Source organism: Marinococcus halophilus, assembly GCF_900166605.1.
Classification (GTDB): Bacteria; Bacillota; Bacilli; order Bacillales; family Marinococcaceae; genus Marinococcus; species Marinococcus halophilus.
Window position 1 is genome coordinate 1,275,611 of record NZ_FVZD01000006.1, and the last position, 18,603, is coordinate 1,294,213.

The 18,603-nt window shown below is 29.8% G+C and carries 9 protein-coding genes; all 9 read left to right on the forward strand.

The features are described 5' to 3' along the window. Positions 1 to 100 precede the first annotated feature (100 nt). The 9 genes from dptF to B5066_RS12540 all read left to right on the forward strand — a co-directional run bounded on the left by dptF (position 101) and on the right by B5066_RS12540 (position 18,601). On the forward strand, positions 101 to 1,870 hold the full coding sequence (gene dptF, locus B5066_RS12505; RefSeq protein ID WP_244897387.1) for a DNA phosphorothioation-dependent restriction protein DptF: 1,770 nt from the start codon (positions 101 to 103) through the stop codon (positions 1,868 to 1,870). After that, complete coding sequence (gene dptG, locus B5066_RS12510; RefSeq protein WP_079476237.1) at positions 1,870 to 3,267, forward strand: DNA phosphorothioation-dependent restriction protein DptG; 1,398 nt, start codon at positions 1,870 to 1,872, stop codon at positions 3,265 to 3,267. Before dptF ends, dptG begins: the two co-directional genes overlap by 1 nt. Then, positions 3,248 to 8,392 carry a DNA phosphorothioation-dependent restriction protein DptH gene (gene dptH / locus B5066_RS12515; RefSeq protein ID WP_179124101.1) on the forward strand — a complete coding sequence of 1,715 codons (5,145 nt, stop codon included), beginning with the start codon at positions 3,248 to 3,250 and terminating at the stop codon, positions 8,390 to 8,392. Before dptG ends, dptH begins: the two co-directional genes overlap by 20 nt. Before the next feature lie 360 nt (positions 8,393 to 8,752). Then, a complete protein-coding gene (gene istA, locus B5066_RS12520) occupies positions 8,753 to 9,946 on the forward strand; it encodes an IS21 family transposase (protein WP_079476239.1) in 1,194 nt (397 codons plus the stop codon). Positions 9,947 to 9,948: 2 nt separating this feature from the next. Further along, complete coding sequence (gene istB / locus B5066_RS12525; protein ID WP_244897368.1) at positions 9,949 to 10,686, forward strand: IS21-like element helper ATPase IstB; 738 nt, start codon at positions 9,949 to 9,951, stop codon at positions 10,684 to 10,686. Between the two features lie 425 nt (positions 10,687 to 11,111). Continuing rightward, the gene (locus tag B5066_RS12530) at positions 11,112 to 14,294 is read left to right on the forward strand and encodes a sigma factor-like helix-turn-helix DNA-binding protein (RefSeq protein WP_079476240.1); all 3,183 of its coding nucleotides are present in this window, start codon (positions 11,112 to 11,114) and stop codon (positions 14,292 to 14,294) included. Next, positions 14,269 to 16,368 (forward strand): DEAD/DEAH box helicase family protein, encoded by a 2,100-nt coding sequence (locus B5066_RS12535; RefSeq protein WP_079476241.1) that lies wholly within the window; start codon positions 14,269 to 14,271, stop codon positions 16,366 to 16,368. Before B5066_RS12530 ends, B5066_RS12535 begins: the two co-directional genes overlap by 26 nt. Continuing rightward, positions 16,369 to 16,542 (forward strand): hypothetical protein, encoded by a 174-nt coding sequence (locus B5066_RS16780; RefSeq protein ID WP_179124102.1) that lies wholly within the window; start codon positions 16,369 to 16,371, stop codon positions 16,540 to 16,542. Position 16,543: 1 nt separating this feature from the next. After that, positions 16,544 to 18,601, forward strand: coding sequence for an AAA family ATPase (locus B5066_RS12540; RefSeq protein WP_079476242.1), 2,058 nt, complete (start codon positions 16,544 to 16,546; stop codon positions 18,599 to 18,601). Positions 18,602 to 18,603 lie beyond the last annotated feature (2 nt).

The window sequence follows — 18,603 nt, forward strand, 5'->3', positions numbered from 1 at the left end:
AAATACCAATCAAAAGTCCTGTGAAGAATACCTTTTATGTTAAAATAATTACAAACTAGTAAAAATATCACTATTAAAGAAGGTGATCTATTTGGAAAACATGTATGATTGTTTGATTCCTGAATTAAGTCGTTTAAAGCAATCTTCTTTAGAAGCTGTGGAAAACGTAGATAATTTTAATGCATTTAAAAAGTATATGCACATTGAAAGACCATTTGAAGAAAAATTAAAAACGATACTTAGAGATTTAAGAGGCGAGAAAAGACCTCAACTTGTGCTAGTTTGTGGCAGCGTCGGCGATGGAAAATCGCATTTAATTTCTTACTTAAAAGAAACAGAACCTGAACTGTTTGAAAATGTTGACATTCATAATGATGCCACTGAAAGTTTTTCTCCAAGTGAAACTTCAATTGATACATTAAATACCGAAATGAGAAGATTTAATGATATTTCGATACAAGAGGGTTTAGATTCTCAATATAATCATATGATAGTTGCCATTAATTTGGGGACTTTAAACAATTTTTTAAATTCTGATTACCATAAAAACTATAAAGCTCTTTATGAATTTGTTAATGAGAATAATATATTAGAAGAGGAAACCATAAGCGAGAAAAGTTTAGAAAATTGGCCATTTCATTTTATTAACCTAAGCGAGTACCATTTATTCGAATTGAAATCCGGAGGAGTTGATTCTTCCTTACAAAAAAACATGTTAAGTAGAATTACTAAGGAAGGTAATAATAATCCTTTTTACAGAACTTATGAATTAAACTGTCAGAATAAGTGTCCAGTAAAAGAAATATGCCCAGTTAAAAAAAATTACGAACTATTAAGTAGAGAAGACTCTCAAAATACTATTATAAAACAGTTAGCAGAACTTAATATTAAATATAAATCTATAATATCACCAAGAACTTACATGGATTTTATTTATCATATTATGGTAGATGAAAAGTTAGATTTTCCTAATAAAACAAAAATAATTGTTGACCGTCTTAAAAATTATAATCCTAAAGATTATCTGTATGCGTTATTGCCCAATCGTTTTTACGAATATGGAAAAGATACTGAAATTTTTAAAGATGTCAAGCACATTCAACCAGGAATAAAAAGAAATGAAAAGACTGATCGACTTTTAATTTCTTTCTTCAACACTGAAAATATAGATAAATTCTTTTATGAATATATAGATGAAGATTTAATTCAAAAATTAGATTTATCTTCTATCTTTAAGAGTGTAGAAGATGATTTGTTGAAAAAGGAATTGTATGTAAGTTTACTTAGAATAAATAAATTTTTTCCTAATTCTAGTTTAAAAGAAATTGATGATAAAGATTGGAATTACGAGACTTTTCTTAAATATTTATATGCTTGGAATAGAAATGACCAGCCGAATATTAGAAGTTTATATAAATCAATTGAACGTAGTATTTATTTATGGAACGGTGACGCGGGTGAAAATAAAATCAATTTATTTATTGGAGCTAATCAATGGAAATATAGTGTAATTCAATTTTTAACAGTTGACCCGGTAGTGAGAAACCAAGAATTAATTGACGATGAAACTCTTGAACAGTTTTCTACTCATATTAATCTTGTATTTGAAGTTGAAAATACTAAAAATCAATATTCGATTGATATTGATTACCATTTGTTCGACTTGATAATGAAAATTCAAGAAGGTTATCGCCCTAATGCTCAAGACAAAAATAACTTTGTAGGCTTCGTAGATTTTATTAATAGAATCATCAAAGATGGTTCGCAAAATAAAGTTCTGGAATTCAAAAATAAATCTAATAGTAAATCGGAAGTATATCAGCTTTCTTTAGATCAGTTTGGTTATTATTCATTTAAGGAGAATTCTTAATGAAAGTTGCATTCAACAGAAAAACTCTTGAGAAGGAGTTCGGCGTTAGTGAAGATGAAAATAAAAAAGTGAGAATTACTCACACTTCAGGAGGAAAGTTGTTGCCTTATACAGCTACCAATAAAAATATAATAAATGATTATAATGCTGTTGTAGGTGATCTTTCCCGAAACCTAAGTGGAAAAACTTACAAAGAATTTTATAAAGATGATTTGTTTGAAAAAGTTAAAATTAACGTTGAAGAAACTGACAAATTACCTCAGCTACATGATGTTATAAATGAAATGTTTTTTGATGAGAATCAAGAATTTGTTTTATCTCATCCTTTATTATTTAATTACTTAAAAAAAGGAAGTAATAACGAAAAAAAAGTCGCAGATTTCTTATCAGATGTTCTTTGTACTGAAAAAGTAAAAGAAGCCATAAAACAAGAGTACGAAAAAAAGCCCGATAACATACTATTATCTCTTCTCTATGATTCTTTGCCTTCTTTAGCTAAAAATAATAAAGAGAAGAAAAATCGTTATTTAACTTTCTTTCCAAGTATAGAAGAATATTTTGAAAAAGATTTATTGTTTTTAATAAAAAAAAATTTGTTGGTGGACCATTTCTTTCAATTAATAAATTATTATTATTTTTTCTATGTTACTCAATTGATTCTTGAGATTGATAGCATGTTTAATTATAAAAAAAAGAAAATTCAGCCAGTATATTTTAATGTAGAGTGGGAAACACGTTCTAAGAAAAGAGATAGTTACAAGCAAGGTTGGAAAATGATCACGGCTAAGCTCCCGGATTTGTTTGCACATATAAATTGTTTAACAATGATAAATCATATAGAAAGCGATCATGAAGCCTATTTTAGTTATAAGTCATTAAAGATTTTCATAGAGGAAGAACTAATTCAAGAGGAAAAAGAATATCTAAAACAGCAATTAGATACGTTAAATACAGATTATCAAAGCTATCTTAAAGATGTAGATTGGTCTGCAAAAAAACCAATTTATTTAAACGAAAACGAGGAGCCAGCTCTTAAAAGTGTTCGTGAACTTCATCATAGTATAGCTTATCAATTTAAAAATAGTAACAGAAACAAACCTTCTAAATTGTTTTTTCAAGGTTATGAAGATTTTTGTCAAAAATTTTTCTTAAAGAAAAGTGGCCCGCTAGGTTTTACTTTAAATTTAGATCAAGAAAATATAATTTTCTTAACCAAGCTTTGCATTAAATCAAATCAAAAAATATCTTTAAATGAATTATTCCATAGAATGGAAGAGCGCGGTGTTTATTTTGACCGTGAAACTAGACACCATGTAGTTCAATTTTACGATCGCTTAAATTTATTAGAAAAAAAGTCGGATAGTGGTGATGCTCAATATGTCAAATATATTTTATGAGTTTATGGCGGAGAAAATTATAGATTATTTAAACATAACTAACGTAAGACCAGGGGATAAATACCATGTTCAGTTTGAAAAAAAAGAAGAAGTAGAATCATTGTTACATGCTTTATGTGCGAAAGCAAAAAACAGAGGGTTGTACAATTCGTTTGAATGGATAGACTATAAAAGTTTTTCATTAACTTTCGAAAGCTGTGAGGTAATTGTTGCTGGGACAAATGAAGGTGTAACGAAAGATTTTTTAACGAAGCTTCGTAACATGGTTGGCACAAATGATGATAATTTTGCAAATAAATCTATCATTTTTATTCACAATACTACTTTAGACAGTATTGTGAGAGGATCAGTTGGCTTTCAAGATAATGGTATGCCTTTATCAATTGAATTGATTCACGAATATATAAAAATGGAATTAGAAAATTCTGATTTAAATCATGAGACAAAGACAGTATTAGAATTTAAATTAGAAAATAAAGAAAAAAAATACCAAACAAATGCAAATTCTTCTATTTTTGAATATGAAGATATATTATCTACTTTGGATCACAATTTAACAAAAAATGATTATATTACTCTAGGTTTGTTTTTCGATAATAGCATAAAAGAATCTGACCAAGCTGAGCATATAAAAAAGAGATTGAAAGACAATCAGAATTTTCATCAAATGATTGAAGAATCGTTTAATTACGGTAACCCAGAGTCAGACCTTGATAAAGAATTTGATGAACCGGGATTAGAAAAAATATTAAAAAATGATTGGAAAGATATCACATATCAGGAGATCAAAAAATCTCACGATAATGTTAATGATATAAGACCACCTGTCTATATTGAAAAAAATTTAAATGAAACAAATGAAGGCTTAGTTTTTTGGGATAGGCCTGAAGGAGATACTAAAGCTAAGTACAGGAAGCGTCATATTATTATTTTTAATGACTCAAACGAACCTAAAGTATCAATGGAATTTCAATTCGATAAATATTTAAAAAAAGAATTTCTAACCAATTCAATAAATAATTCGGCTGAGGTTTCTGGGAAAAGAATTTTAATGGAACATACTTATAAAAATAACGAACCTAATTTTTTGCGTTTTCAATATAAAGCGGATAGTGCGACTTATGATTTCAAAGTAGTTATATTGCCTTTTTCTGAGAATTTCCTCGCCAATATCAAAACGGAGTATGAGATAAATGTTAATAAAAAAGAAGGTAGTATAAAAATATTGTCTTCTAATGAAGATATTGTTTTAAATAAAGACGGAGAAAATGTAATTGAAGTCGATCCTGAAAAAGAAGATTATATCGAAGCTAGTATATCAGATGAAATTAAAATCAATGAAGCCAAAGAGTACGTTCAAAATCAAGGTGGGGAAATATCTTTATTAATAAAGATAGAAGATTTTAAATTACCATTAAATTTAGTTTCTGAGGTTCCAAGTCTTAAGAATATAGACGGGATTAATATATACAAGTTAAAACGTGAAAAAGAAAGAGATTTTCAATTTGTTTCAGAGAATAGAATTGTTTTTGGAACGCAAGAATTTAATATTCTTAATAAAGATTTACTGAAAAACCTTAAACTAGAATATCAATTTATTCAAGAATCTGCTTTAGCCATAGAAGTTAACAATCAAACTAATATTTCAAAAGAAATAAACGTGCCAAAAGATTTAAAAGAAGTATACAGTAACTATCTAAATTATTTTAAAAAGAGAAATACAATCCCTACTTTAGCTAATTGGACGAATGAACTTTTGGATTTAGCAGAAAAATATATTTCTGTATATAAATCTTTAATTATGGAGATAAATGATGGAGAAACTTTATCACCAATTCAGAAAGAATTACTTTATATTGGCTCAGTTACTGTCAATGATAGCATAAAGTTTTTAAAATACTCTCCTTTACACCCATTGAATGTGATGTATCAATATTCTTTAATAAATAAAATAGGAGAAGAAGAAATTTCTGCCCCAATATTAAAGCGTTTAGATTCAAAAAATTTAAATCCTTACATTTATTTTAATAATGAAATTTTTAAATCAGTAAAGCAATTTCATTCTCCTGAATGGAATTATTACCAACACTACAGAAACTCAAGACAAAACATTTCTACTAATTTTGTACCTAAATTAGTAAAAGACAAGTTAGTTGAATTTACGAAGCATTATAATTTTTTATTTTCCATTAATGAACAAGCCCCTATCAAATTAAATTTAGTTAACTTAGGTGACTGCAAAGAAGTTCTTCAAGGGCTGATAGAATACTACTTAACACAGATCAAACATGAAGTTTCTTTACAAGACCTTCTTCCTATTGATCTAATGATATATGGCCAAATAGATTCCATTAACGCATTTGAAGAATTATCTTTTTATTCTAAATTAGAAGATGTTGAAAGGGATTTCGATTTAAAACTCAAAAATTCAAAATACAGCGAAATAGAAGTTCTCAATGCTTTTCGCCAGAAAATTCACTTTTATAAAAAACCACTTAATATCGATAAATATGAATACGCACATATTACTTTCTACGAACTAGATCAAACAGTAGATGAAACTTCAGATCAAATGAATAAAATTGAAACAGGATTAACTCTAGAAGGTATGTTTTCATCTTTATCTTCCTCTTTTGTAGGAAATTCATACAGAAGTGGGTTCGGTACAAAGTTCATAAAAAATGCTAATGAACTTATTCAATTTTCAATTTTATTAAACAGCTTGTCTTTTGCTTCAGGAAAGCAAAATCCTTATGAATATGGAAAAACTATAGTAACTGCATTTTCAGGTGAAAATGAGAATAAATTAGAAAAAATTTATAATGCTTCTAATTGGGTAACTTTCGTAGAACCTAAATTTGATTTAAGTTTTTTAAATAAAAATGAAGATCAAAATTTGTTAGTACTACATTATAGTGATCAATATTCTCCTTCAAACGATTATGACGCAATAACAGTTACAAAAAAAACTAAAGAATTTCAAATGCTCATAGAAGAATTTTTAAGTGAACACATTTCAACAATTAGTAACGACATGACTAAAAATGTTATAAACCTTTTTAATAGCTTAAATGGTGATTGGCTTTTACAAATGATCGGTTCAAAAACAGAACACCCAAGAGAAAAAATGAGCATATTATCAGCTGTTAAATTCAGTTTAGCTTTTTTCGCACATAAAGATATTACTTGGATTCCTTTATCTTTGGAAGAAATATTAAGAGTTTCTGGAGCAGTTGGACTTTCTCAAAAAGATGGATTATTTTCAGCTAAAAACCTTGGAATAAGTGGGGCTCAAAGTGATGACATCTTGTTAGTAGGTATAGAACATGACTTAGAGAAACCAACAGTTCATTTTTATCCAATTGAAGTAAAAATTGGAAGGAACAGAAGTGATGTTTTAGAAAAAGCTGAAAAGCAAGTTAAAAAAACTAGTGAAACGATAAATGAATTTTTATATGAAGGTAATTTCAAAAGTGCTGTTTATCGTGACTTTCTCATTCATTTGACTTTAGTCAATGCTAAAAAAATGAAATTATATGATATTTGGCCCGAATATAATTGGGATAAATTACTTAATGAAGAGACAAGATCACATCTTTTGACAGACGATTATAAAATCTCATCTGCTAATCTTAAAAAGCATATAGGAGTAGGGGGAGTTATATCATTTGGAAAAGATATTATTTTCCGCAAATCAAATTTGAATGAAGATGATATTTTAAACGTTGAATTACCAGAAAAAGAATGCTACGAATTTTTAGTAGAAAATGAAAACGAACTTTATTCACAAATTCATTTTTCCAAAGGCGACATATCAGAAGATGATATTTTGGCAAATGTTTATAAAGATGAAAGTTCGAATATAAATGAAGATAAGTATTTTAAAAATGATAAAGAGAAATCATATAACGATGGTGGAAATAAATTAGTTGAACAAAAAAATAATAAAAACGAAGAAAAAAAACCAATGAATATATTATTTGGTGAATCATTAAACAATAGAAAATCTTTATATTGGTATCCTACTACTACAAGCAAAATTATGCATACTAATACTGGAATCATAGGAACTATGGGTACTGGAAAAACCCAATTTACGAAATCATTAGTGAAGCAAATTCACGACAATACTGATTTGAATGTCAATAAGACTCCTATAGGAATATTAATTTTTGATTATAAAGGTGATTACGTTAAAGAGGATTTTGTAAAAGCTACCAATGCTAAAATTTACGACCCTTATCATTTGCCCTTTAATCCTTTGACTTTGTATCAGGGAAACAGTTTTAAACCACTATTACCATTGCACACTGCCAACACTATAAAAGAAACAATAGCCAATTCTTTTAATCTAGGAGTAAAACAAAAGCAGTTTTTAAGTGATCTTATATTGGAAGCTTATGAATCTAGAGGTATAAATAAAGCTAATAAAAATACATGGAAAATAACTGCCCCTACACTTCACGATGTTTATAGAAAATTTAATGAGCATGAAGAGGCCAAAGAAGATAGTTTATATGCTGCTTTGAAACAAATAGATGATTTTGAGTTATTTTCTCCTTATAATGATGAAACTATATCTTTATTTGACATGATAGATGGCGTCACAGTAATTAATCTAGCCGGTTATGATCCTAGCATTCAAAACTTAATAGTAGGGATAACTTTAGATAGCTTTTATTCACAAATGTTAACCAAGGGGCATAGTGTCATCGATGGTGATTTTCGTGAAATAACTAAAATGATATTAGTAGATGAAGCCGATAATTTTCTAAGTAAAGATTTTCAGGCATTAAAAAAAATTATGAAGGAAGGACGCGAGTTCGGAGTTGGTACGATTTTATCTACACAATTTATGAGCCATTTCGCTACATCCGACAATGATTATTCTCAATATATATTAACTTGGATTGTTCATCGAGTTTCAGAACTTAAGAAAAAAGAAGTTCAAAGTGTTTTTAATACTGAAAGTCAAAAAGAGATTGAACAAATCTCTAATAAAATCAGAAGTCTAAATAAACATCAAAGTATCGTTACATCCGTGTCAGATAATAAATATGAATTAATGGAAGATAAAGCCTTCTGGCAGCTTGTTAATGAAAGTCTCACAAACAATAAAAGTTAGAGTTAATCGGTAAGTTTAAAATAAATTTTAAAGATAAGTGTAATTAATTATGACTAACAGGATCCCTTTTGTTGGGTGTTTTCGCCAAGCTAATCATGGCTAAATCATCGATTGGGATGCTGTTTTTGTTTTGAGTAAAATATATTGTTTATAAATCTATAAAGCAAAAGAACTACAAGTTGAAGCAAAGTTTGTGAGAAAAATGTAATTCCCAATATAGTAATGTTGTTTCTAAAGTATTGTTGAAAGAGTCGCATTTAAAATGGACAATATAGCCGGCTAAAAACATACAAAATCGTCGCCTTAAATTTCGACAAGCTTCATAATTAAATTGAATCCATACGGGAGGAGATTTAGTTCATGAAGCTGGAGGGAGAGCGACGAAAAGTGAAAGAATACCTGGAACGTGGGATGTCCCATACGGACATTGCACAGATGTTGGGGATGCATCGACATACGGTGAAATCTCTAAGTGAAAGAGAAAGAAATCATGTACAAAAACGCACGAAGAAAGGGTCAAAATTAGATCCCTATAAAGAGTACCTATTAAGGCGAGTACTTGAAGACCATGTATTTAATTGTGAAAAGCTTTATCAAGAAATTCGAAAACAGGGATATTCAGGCGGAAAAACGATCCTTAAAGAATTTGTACAGCCATATCGCAAGGCCTTTAAAGAAAGTCATACCAGACGGTATGAGACTGAACCAGGAGAGCAAATACAGGTGGACTGGAAAGAAGCTGGCCTTTATCAAGTTGATGGAGATATTATACCGTTAATGATATTTGTGGCTACTTTGTCTTATTCACGGATGAGTTATGTTTGTTTTGCGGAAAGGCAGGACCGAGAGCATCTGCTTCACTGTCTAGTTAATGCCTTCGAATACTTTGGAGGTGTTCCGGAAAAGGTTCTGTTCGACAATATGAAGACGATAATAAACCGAAGAAGTGGTTCTGAAGTTGAGTGGAATGAAAAGTTTTTAGACTTCGTCGATTATTATGGATTTACACCAAAGGTCCACCGACCTTATCGGCCTCAGACCAAAGGAAAAGTGGAACGGTTCATAGGGTATATGAATGGCTGGTTAGAGACGTCCTCAGTTCAATCATTACAGGAATTGAATCGTACACTAATGAGATGGGTCGAAGAAAGAGCGAATCAGCGTGTCCACTCTACAACAGAACGAAAGCCTGTGGAACTTTGGATGAAAGAATCTCTCGATTCTCTTCCAACAAGGTATGAAGTGAGTTATCTAACCTATCGAAAGATAGGAAAAGACGGCGTCATGAATTATCACGCTCGAAAAATTCTCATGAACTCCCCTTATGCGGGGCAGGAAGTTATGATTAAGGAAACGCTTGATGGAAAGATTACTGTTTATCATCGCGGGGAAGCCATTTTAACTTATACAAAGGATGATAAGATCCTTCCACTCTCCGAACAGATAAGAAAAAAGCAGCGTTCAAAGGCTGGCACCTTCCACGCTGCATCAGATATAGAGGTCGCTGTTCGCCCACTAAGCGTCTACGACCAAATTCTTCGAGAGGGAGAGTGAAAATGATGAATCAAGTTATTGATACATACTGTGATTCACTTAAATTATCCACCATTCAGTCAGAGTGGCGTACCCTCACGGAAGAAGCTTCTAAAGATAATATACCATATCACGTCTTTCTTGAGCGACTATTGGAATTGGAAAATCAAGCGCGAATAGAGCGAAGTAGACAAACTCTACTTAAGCTCTCTCGCTTACCTTTTAAGAAAACTTTAGATGCGTTTGACTTCCAACGTATTAGTGGTGTGTCCAGAAGGGACATCGAAGAATACATGAATCTCAGCTTTATCGAACAAAATCAGAATTTAATTTTCCTTGGGCCTCCTGGAGTTGGAAAGACACACCTTGCGGTTTCAATTGCCCTCGAGGCAATCAGTAAAGGATTGAAGACATATTTCATGACAGCACAGGAGCTCGTTACGTCACTAGAGACAGCAGATGCCCAAGGAAAATTGGATAAGAAAATGAGGGGGATCGCTAAGCCCTCCCTCCTGATTATCGATGAAATGGGATACTTAAATCTATCTGATAACGGAGGTCATTACTTATTTCAAGTGATCAGCCGTCGATATGAGAATAGCTCTATTATTCTAACGTCGAACAAGACGTTCAGCCAGTGGGGAGAAGTGTTGGGAGACGGGATTATTGCGACAGCAATATTGGATCGACTGCTTCACCATTCAAGAGTATTCTCAATTGACGGTCCAAGCTTCCGAATGAAAAACAAGTCTGCCGAATAAGGCGGCAGACTTGTATAATTTTAACCCGACGATTTTGTATATAATTAAACGTCCTTGACAATTGTACTCAGTGTCAAAATATTAGTTACCTAAAAAGGAATAATTTGATAAAATCAAATTAATAATATTTAAGTCTTAGGTGTAAGTACCTCCATTATTCTTTTCAATAAAATGCAATTTAAAACTTATAGAAATTAATCCCTTAGTAAGAAAAATATAGTGATCGAAAATAAATTTATGCTCAAAATGCATAATTTTATTTATAATTCTAGAAATTATGACAAACGTATGCTTTATAAATCAAAAGTTTCAAGACAATAGTTCTTAAGAATGGTTATTGATTCACTTTAATGTTAACAAACAATATATTACCAATATGGGTTGAGTCATAATATTATATTTTAATTCAAATAGGGGGAGTTAAAGTGTCTATAATAATACCCGAATTCCTATCTAGAAAGTTACTTCCTTGTAGACAGTCACCCGTAATAGACATGCTGAGCAATAAATATAACTGGAAGTCGTTTAATGCAATTACTGAAAATGAATTAAAAAAAGTTTATTCTGAAGATTTTGAATATTTTTGGCCTTTGATAAAAATTTTAGCATTTCATGGAGTGGGATTTTATGGGAAATTAAATCGTTTTAATTTTAATAATGAATCCAAAAATATAACTCTAATTCAATTAAAAACAAATGACGCACCATTAGATTTTGAGAACAGATATGCTTTTTTAAAGTTATATTTAGAGCCATATGGAATAAATAAAAAATCTGATTTAGATTTGATTCCTTTATCCAACTTAGTCAACGCGAATATAAAAGAGGAAATATTAAAAAAGTTATTAATAGAAGATGGTTTTTCTTTTATTTCTACTAACGATCTTAGCACTTCTTTAAAAGATCACAATTATTTAAATGAAACACTAAATAAGGTTAATGCTGAAGAAACCTTAGAATTTGTTTTTAATAATGAACTCTATTGTATAAATAAGAGGAAAGGTGATTATAGATTAGATGAAAATTATTTTCCAGCCTCTAAATTATTAGATAACTTAACTAAGAAATACAATTACAAATATGTTAAGGATTTACCTAAAAATATAGACTTTCTAACTAAGCTTCCTTATATAGGAGTGAAATCTGTAGAAAAATTTTTTTTGAACCCTTTATGCGAAAAGAAAAGTCTTATTGAAAATCGTAAAAAAATAGTGACTAAGATGATGATTAAAGAAATAGGAAAAGTTACTTACAAAAGTGAAACAATATATATACCAGAAAAAATTTATCAATATTCAATAAAAGACATGAAATTTAGCAGCGAAATTGTTAATTTATTAAATGAATTTGAAATTAAAACTTTAGGGGAACTACCTTCTGAACTTGATGATTTTTTTAATGTGCTAAAGTTAAAAAAGAAAGAGAAAGAAAATTTTTGGCTGAATATATTTCAAATCTTTTCCAGTGAGCAAGTTAAAAATATGTTTTTAACTTTTATATCTGATTTACAAAATAATAAGGCACCAGTATTTGTAAACGAAAGAGAAGCTGAAATATTAAAAATTCGTCTTGAAAATAATACACTCGAACGTATTGGAAATGAACTTGGAATCACAAGAGAAAGAGTACGTCAAATAACAAAAAAAACAGTGGATTTAATCTATAAACGATACAAAAAATTTTTTGACGAATTATATGTATATATTGATAAAGTTTCTTTTATTCATATTCAAGACGTTTTCCCTGAAATTAATTCTTACGATGCTCATTATATACTTGGATTATTTAAACTATTACCACTAGAGATATCGGTGGAAAAAAAATATATTAGTGCTTACGAACATTCTTTTTTAGTGAATTCTCTGGATGAATTTTATCATTCTATTACTATAGGGAAGGACGATTATCATGAATTTACTAAAGAAGATTTAGAATACTACGTTAAAAATTTTTTTAATATAAAACTTGAAGAAATTAAACTTGAAAACTGTATAAATGATTTAATAGAAAATGCATTTCTTGCATCAAATGATGGGGTTAATTACCAATACAAACACAAATTTACAAAAAGTCGTTTGTGTCAAATAGTTTTTAAAAAAGAATTTGCTGAAGGACTTAATGTTTACAAAGATTTTGAACTCTTCCGAGAAAGGTTAAACAACTATTATCCTGAAAAATTTAATGGAGATAATCAAAGAAGTATAATATCTAATCTTACTAGAGAAGACAATATAATAGTACTGTGGAGAATAGGTTTTTTTAAGCACATTTCAGCCATTAATCCAGATATTAATACAATCACTTTAAAGCCTATTAAAAAATGGTTGCGTTCTCAATTGACTAAAGATATAGAACAAATAAATACTAGTGCTGCTTTTAATTTTTTTCAAGAAGATCTTTTAAGTTTAGGTATCGATAATGAACACGCTTTATTCTCTTTGTTAAAAATTTATTATCCTAATTCTTTTGATTACTACCGTTCTCCTACAATAGCAATTTCAGGTTTTGGCCAAAGGTCTAAAAAGAAAGTAATTGAAAAATTTTTGGCACAAAAGAAAAAAGAAGTTAATAAAGAAGAGCTCACTCAATACTTCACTAAACAATTAGGTTGGACAGAAACTATGCTTGAACAAAATATTTCGGTTTCAAGCCTAATTATAAAAACAAATAACGGTTATATTCATTTAAATAGTTTAAAAATGAACGATGATTTGCTACAAAAAATATTAAAATATGCTGATATTAAAATGAAGCAATTGCAAAGAAGTTATTCAGTAGAAGCCTTATTCAACGAAAGAAAATCAACTTTTCTACAAATGGGTATTAAAGATAGCAGGATTTTGTACCATATAATGGAAAAATTTTTCTCTAAGCATTTTGTTTTTCACCGTTATCCATTGGTTAATCCGATGGGGGAGTATAAAATTGAACAACTTTCTTCTTCTGGTCAATTTGAAAAATATTTCATAGAACAGAATGATTGTTTGACAAGAGAAGAACTTTATAAGGAATTTGTAATAAATAGAGGTTGGAAGGAAAGTTCTTTTTATTCTGCCTTTTCCAAAAATAAAAATAGTATAGTACAAATTTTCCCCAGTGAGTATGCTCATATTGACTTAATAGGTTGGAATGCTGATAAACAAATTCAATTTGAAGAAGTTTTAGAGGCTTTTATTTTAAATTTTGATGCCCGTTTTATTCATATTGAAAAAGATATTTTGAATAATCAAAATTTAGTTAAAAAACTGCCAAGCCTCGACACAAGTTTTCATTGGTCATTTGAACTTATAGGAACTTTTGTTGAACTTTCTAGTAATTTTAAATTATTAGGGAAAAAGAAAGCCCTTCTTATTTCAACTATAAAAGCACATGGAATGGTTAAAGATGAACACGAGTTTATTTCTTACCTGATAAGAAATAAATTTAATGGATATGTGAAAATACCAGAACTTAGCAAGCTTCTTTATTCATTAGATTTATGCGGGCAAGTTATACCCGAGACTTTTATATCTGATAATAAAAAAGAACTTGATTATGTGAAAATTAATGACGAGCTAATTTTAAAAGAATTGGTGGGGGAAAATGAATTTCAAAAAATTAAATCTTAAAAATATATATGACAGTGCAAGTGAAGATATTTTTAACTCTCTATTTAATCCGTTATTGGATTCCGCTATAACTTATAAAAGGGGAGTGGGGTACTTTACTTCTTCTTGGTTAGAAATTTGTGCTGAGGGGCTATTATCCCTGGCTGAAAAAAATGGAAAAATTGTTCTAGTTACTTCTCCACACCTTGAAGAAAAGGATTGGCATGCATTTAAATTAGGAAGTAAGGCTAAGGAAAGCCAGTTATTATACGATACTTTAAACACACAAATTGAAGAAATGAAGCAATCTATGAAAAGTTCAAAATTAACACTCTTAGCGTGGTTAATTGCTGATAATATTTTAGATATTAAAATAGTAGTGCCTAAAAATAAACGTGGAAATTTTCATGACAAATTTGCTGTTTTTGAAGATAGTTTTGGAAACAAAGTAGCGGTTCACGGTTCATTGAATGACTCAAAGCAGGCTACCTTCAATGGAGAGAGTGTTTCTGTATTTCGATCATGGATAATTGGTCAAGAAGAATTTGTTGAAGAACATGAAAATAGATTTGATACTTCTTTTTTGAAATCGTCTTCATTTTACGACATCTACGAATTACCTGATGCAATAAAAGAAGATATATCCAAATTAAAATTTATTACTGAACGTCCTTACAAAAACCCTTTTGAAAATAAATCAACTAGTTATAGAATTCCTGAAAAGTTGTCTTTATATCATTTTCAAGAAGAAGCTATAGACAATTGGTTTAAAAATAATTGCAAGGGTTTATTTGAAATGGCCACTGGCACTGGCAAAACTATAACTTCATTGGCGGCAGCTATAAAGGTAGTTAACAAAGAAGAGCACTCCGCGGTATTAATTTCTGTGCCATTTATTCATTTAGTCGAGCAGTGGGCAGACGAAGTTAAACAATTCGGGTTTATACCCCTTTTATGTCATGGAAATTCTTCATTATGGAAATCTGAGTTGCGAGCAAAGATTTTAGATTTAAACAAAAATTTCAAAAAAAACCTCTGTATCATAACTACTCATACTACAGGTTCTTCCGAAAACTTCTTGAGTCTAATAAATAAAATAATACCTCCGATATTATATATTGCTGATGAAGCCCATTACTTGGGTTCTAAAAAGAATAGTAACCTACTAAATGAAAAATTTGAATATAGGTTAGGCCTCTCGGCTACCCCTGACCGTTGGTTTGATGATATAGGAAGTCAAAAGTTGAGAGGTTATTTTAAGACCTCAGTAATAAACTTTTCTATTGGTGAAGCAGTTGCTCAAAGATTTTTAACACCTTATCGTTTTTTCCCTTACCTAGTTACTCTTACTGAAAAAGAATTTGAAATTTATAACCAATTCACATCTAAAATTATAAATATACAAAATAATAAAGAATTAACATTAGATGAAAAAAACGAACAAAAACAAAAGTATTTAATAAAAAGATCCAGAATTGTTAGTAATGCTGAAAATAAACTGCTTTTATTTAAAAAGAGATTCAAGGAAAGAATTCAAAATGAAGGCTCAAAAAATATGTCACACATTTTAGTCTACTGCGCCCCGGGAAAAACAGGAGAAATTGTGAAGATCTTAGGAGAATTAGGTTTACGTTCTCATGAGTTTATTTATTCGGTGAATAATAAAAAAAGGGGAGAGTTATTAAATCAATTTGCTCGAGGAGATATTCAAATCTTAGTGGCCATAAAATGTCTTGATGAGGGAGTTAATATTCCAGCAACTAAAGAAGCTTACTTTTTATCTAGTACGACTAATCCAAGGGAATTTGTTCAAAGGAGAGGGCGTATATTAAGAAATTATCCAAGTAAAAAAGAAGCAATTATACATGATTTCTATGTGGGTCCTCCTGAAAGATTTATAGAAGAGGCCAATGCAGTAAGTTTGTTAAAAAGAGAAATGCCTAGGTTTGCTGAATTTGCGGATGATGCTCTTAATGAATTCGAAGCGAGAAGAGTGATAATGCCTATGTTAAACAAATACGGGTTGCGTCATCTCATAGATCTTAAACCTTGGGATACGTATAAACAAATGATTAAAGAGGAAGTGAAAAATTAAATGGAGGAAGCTAGGATTATAAAAGACAAAATTGCTAAAGAATTACAAAAATACGATCCAGAAGTACAAGAATTAATTAGTAAAGGATTAACGTATACAAATAGAGGTCAGTTGACTCGTGTAACAAACCGCTTATCAAGAGACATTGAAAATATGATAAAGGAGAAAAAATAAAATGAGGTTACATCAAATTAGTATGACAAATTTCAAACAGTATTATGGGAAACAAAGTATAGAATTTGCAGGAAGTGATGAAAAAGATTTTGAAAACGTAACAGTTATATTTGGAGAAAACGGTAGAGGTAAAACTACTCTTTATCGCTCGATTTTATTTGGTTTCTATGGAGATCTTTCCTTAGAACAAGATGATTATGAAAATAATAAAAACTCTACAATATATTTAGCAAATACAAAAGCTCTTGAAGAAGCTTCAAGAGAAAATAAAGGTATAGAAGTAAAAGTAAATATTTCTTTTTTCCATGAGCACGAATATTACGAGCTTGAAAGATATTTTCAAGCTATTAAAGATAAAAATGGATTCATTTATGAAGATTCGCCCAGCGTAAAACTAACTATAATTAAAAAAAATGGGAATGCAAATAACTTAAATGAGAATGAAGAAGAAGATATAAAAGAAATTATTAATAACATCCTTGATGAACGAGTGAAAAATTATTTTTTATTTGATGGAGAACGGATTGAATCTCTAACTAAAGCTTCAAAAAAACAAAGAGAAAACATTCAATTAGGAATTAAAAACTTACTTAAAATTGATGATTTATTTCTTTTAAAAGAAGCTTTTGAAGAAAACAAAAAAACAGTAACTAAAGACTTGAAGAAAATTTCTACAGGCGATATGTTAAAAAACATTAAAGACCGTGAAAACATTGCTATGAGAATAGACGAAGCAAAAGAAAACAAACAGCAACTACAAGAAGAAATAGCGACAGCATCTAAGGAAAAAGAAGATGTAGATGCGACATTAAAAGATTTGGATTCTCAAAAGCCTACCTTGGATAAAATCATTGAAACAGAAGAAAGATTAGAGAAATTAAATAGTGCCCTTGATGATTACCAGGAAGAATTAGTTAATATTACTCCAACAATTAGTGTGTTACTTGCTAAAGATTTGATTGGAGAATTAATTGTTGATCTAGAAGACAACAAAATAAAAGAAGATATTCCAGAAGACTTAAAAAATGCGTTAATCGAAACTCTGTTGAATGAATTTATTTGTATCTGTGGGAGAGAAATAAAAATTGATTCTAAAGAATATGAGAATTTAATTGAGTGGAAAAAAAGTTCTGAAGGACAAACAACTGAAAGAAATGTTATGAAGTTCTTCGGCGACTTGCGAAGTACCATTGAGCATATCAGGCATCATGAAAATACAATCTCTATACTTTTAAAAAACGTCTCAGATCTCGAAGAGCAAATTGATATTAATACCTACGAACTGGAACGTTACAAAAAACAAGTAGAAGAAGTTCCAGAAGATAAACAGAAACTTGATATTCAATATAGAGATAAATTAAGCGAAAAAATAGGTAAGTTAAAAGAAGAAAGTAAGTTTATTGAAGAGCGAATTACAGAACTAAATGATGAAGAGAAAAGATTAATAAAAAAATATAAGAGTCTTTCAGTAGAAGATGAGCTTCAAAAGCAATTAAAAGAAAAAGAAAAACTCATTGAGAAAAGCTCACAAGCTTTAATAGCTATCATTAATAATTTCATAGTTGAAGTTAAAAATGAACTAGAAGAAAGAGCTAATAATATATTTAAGAATTTAATTGACATTAGCGGATCTAAAAATCTTAAAAAAATCGTGGTAAATGATGACTATACATTGGATGTGTTGGATTGGAATGGGCGGCCATTTCTTGCAAATATATCTGCGGGACAGAGACAGATAATTTCTCTTTCCTTCATTACTGCACTTGCCGAAGTAGCTGGAGGAGAATCTATGCTTGAAATCCCTCTGTTTATGGATACTCCATTTGGACGTTTGTCACCTGAACATCGATATAATCTAGTGAAATATATTCCAGAAATAACGCCTCAATGGATATTATTAGTAACTGGTTCAGAATTTAGAAAAGAGGAGGAAGCAAAATTTTTAAAGCAAACAGGAAAGTGGGATAAATTCTACGTACTTGAATCTAAGTCAGAAGCAGAAACTAAAATTAAAGAAATGTTAGCAGAAGAATTTTTTGCTTTAAAAACAGAGGTATAGGA

Bases quoted from the DNA above. Each gene is read 5' to 3' on its own strand.
- B5066_RS16780 (WP_179124102.1), top strand. From the start codon at position 16,369: ATGGAGGAAGCTAGGATTATAAAAGACAAAATTGCTAAAGAATTACAA.
- dptG (WP_079476237.1), top strand. From the start codon at position 1,870: ATGAAAGTTGCATTCAACAGAAAAACTCTTGAGAAGGAGTTCGGCGTT.
- dptH (WP_179124101.1), top strand. From the start codon at position 3,248: ATGTCAAATATATTTTATGAGTTTATGGCGGAGAAAATTATAGATTAT.
- istA (WP_079476239.1), top strand. From the start codon at position 8,753: ATGAAGCTGGAGGGAGAGCGACGAAAAGTGAAAGAATACCTGGAACGT.
- dptF (WP_244897387.1), top strand. From the start codon at position 101: ATGTATGATTGTTTGATTCCTGAATTAAGTCGTTTAAAGCAATCTTCT.
- istB (WP_244897368.1), top strand. From the start codon at position 9,949: ATGATGAATCAAGTTATTGATACATACTGTGATTCACTTAAATTATCC.
- B5066_RS12540 (WP_079476242.1), top strand. From the start codon at position 16,544: ATGAGGTTACATCAAATTAGTATGACAAATTTCAAACAGTATTATGGG.
- B5066_RS12535 (WP_079476241.1), top strand. From the start codon at position 14,269: ATGAATTTCAAAAAATTAAATCTTAAAAATATATATGACAGTGCAAGT.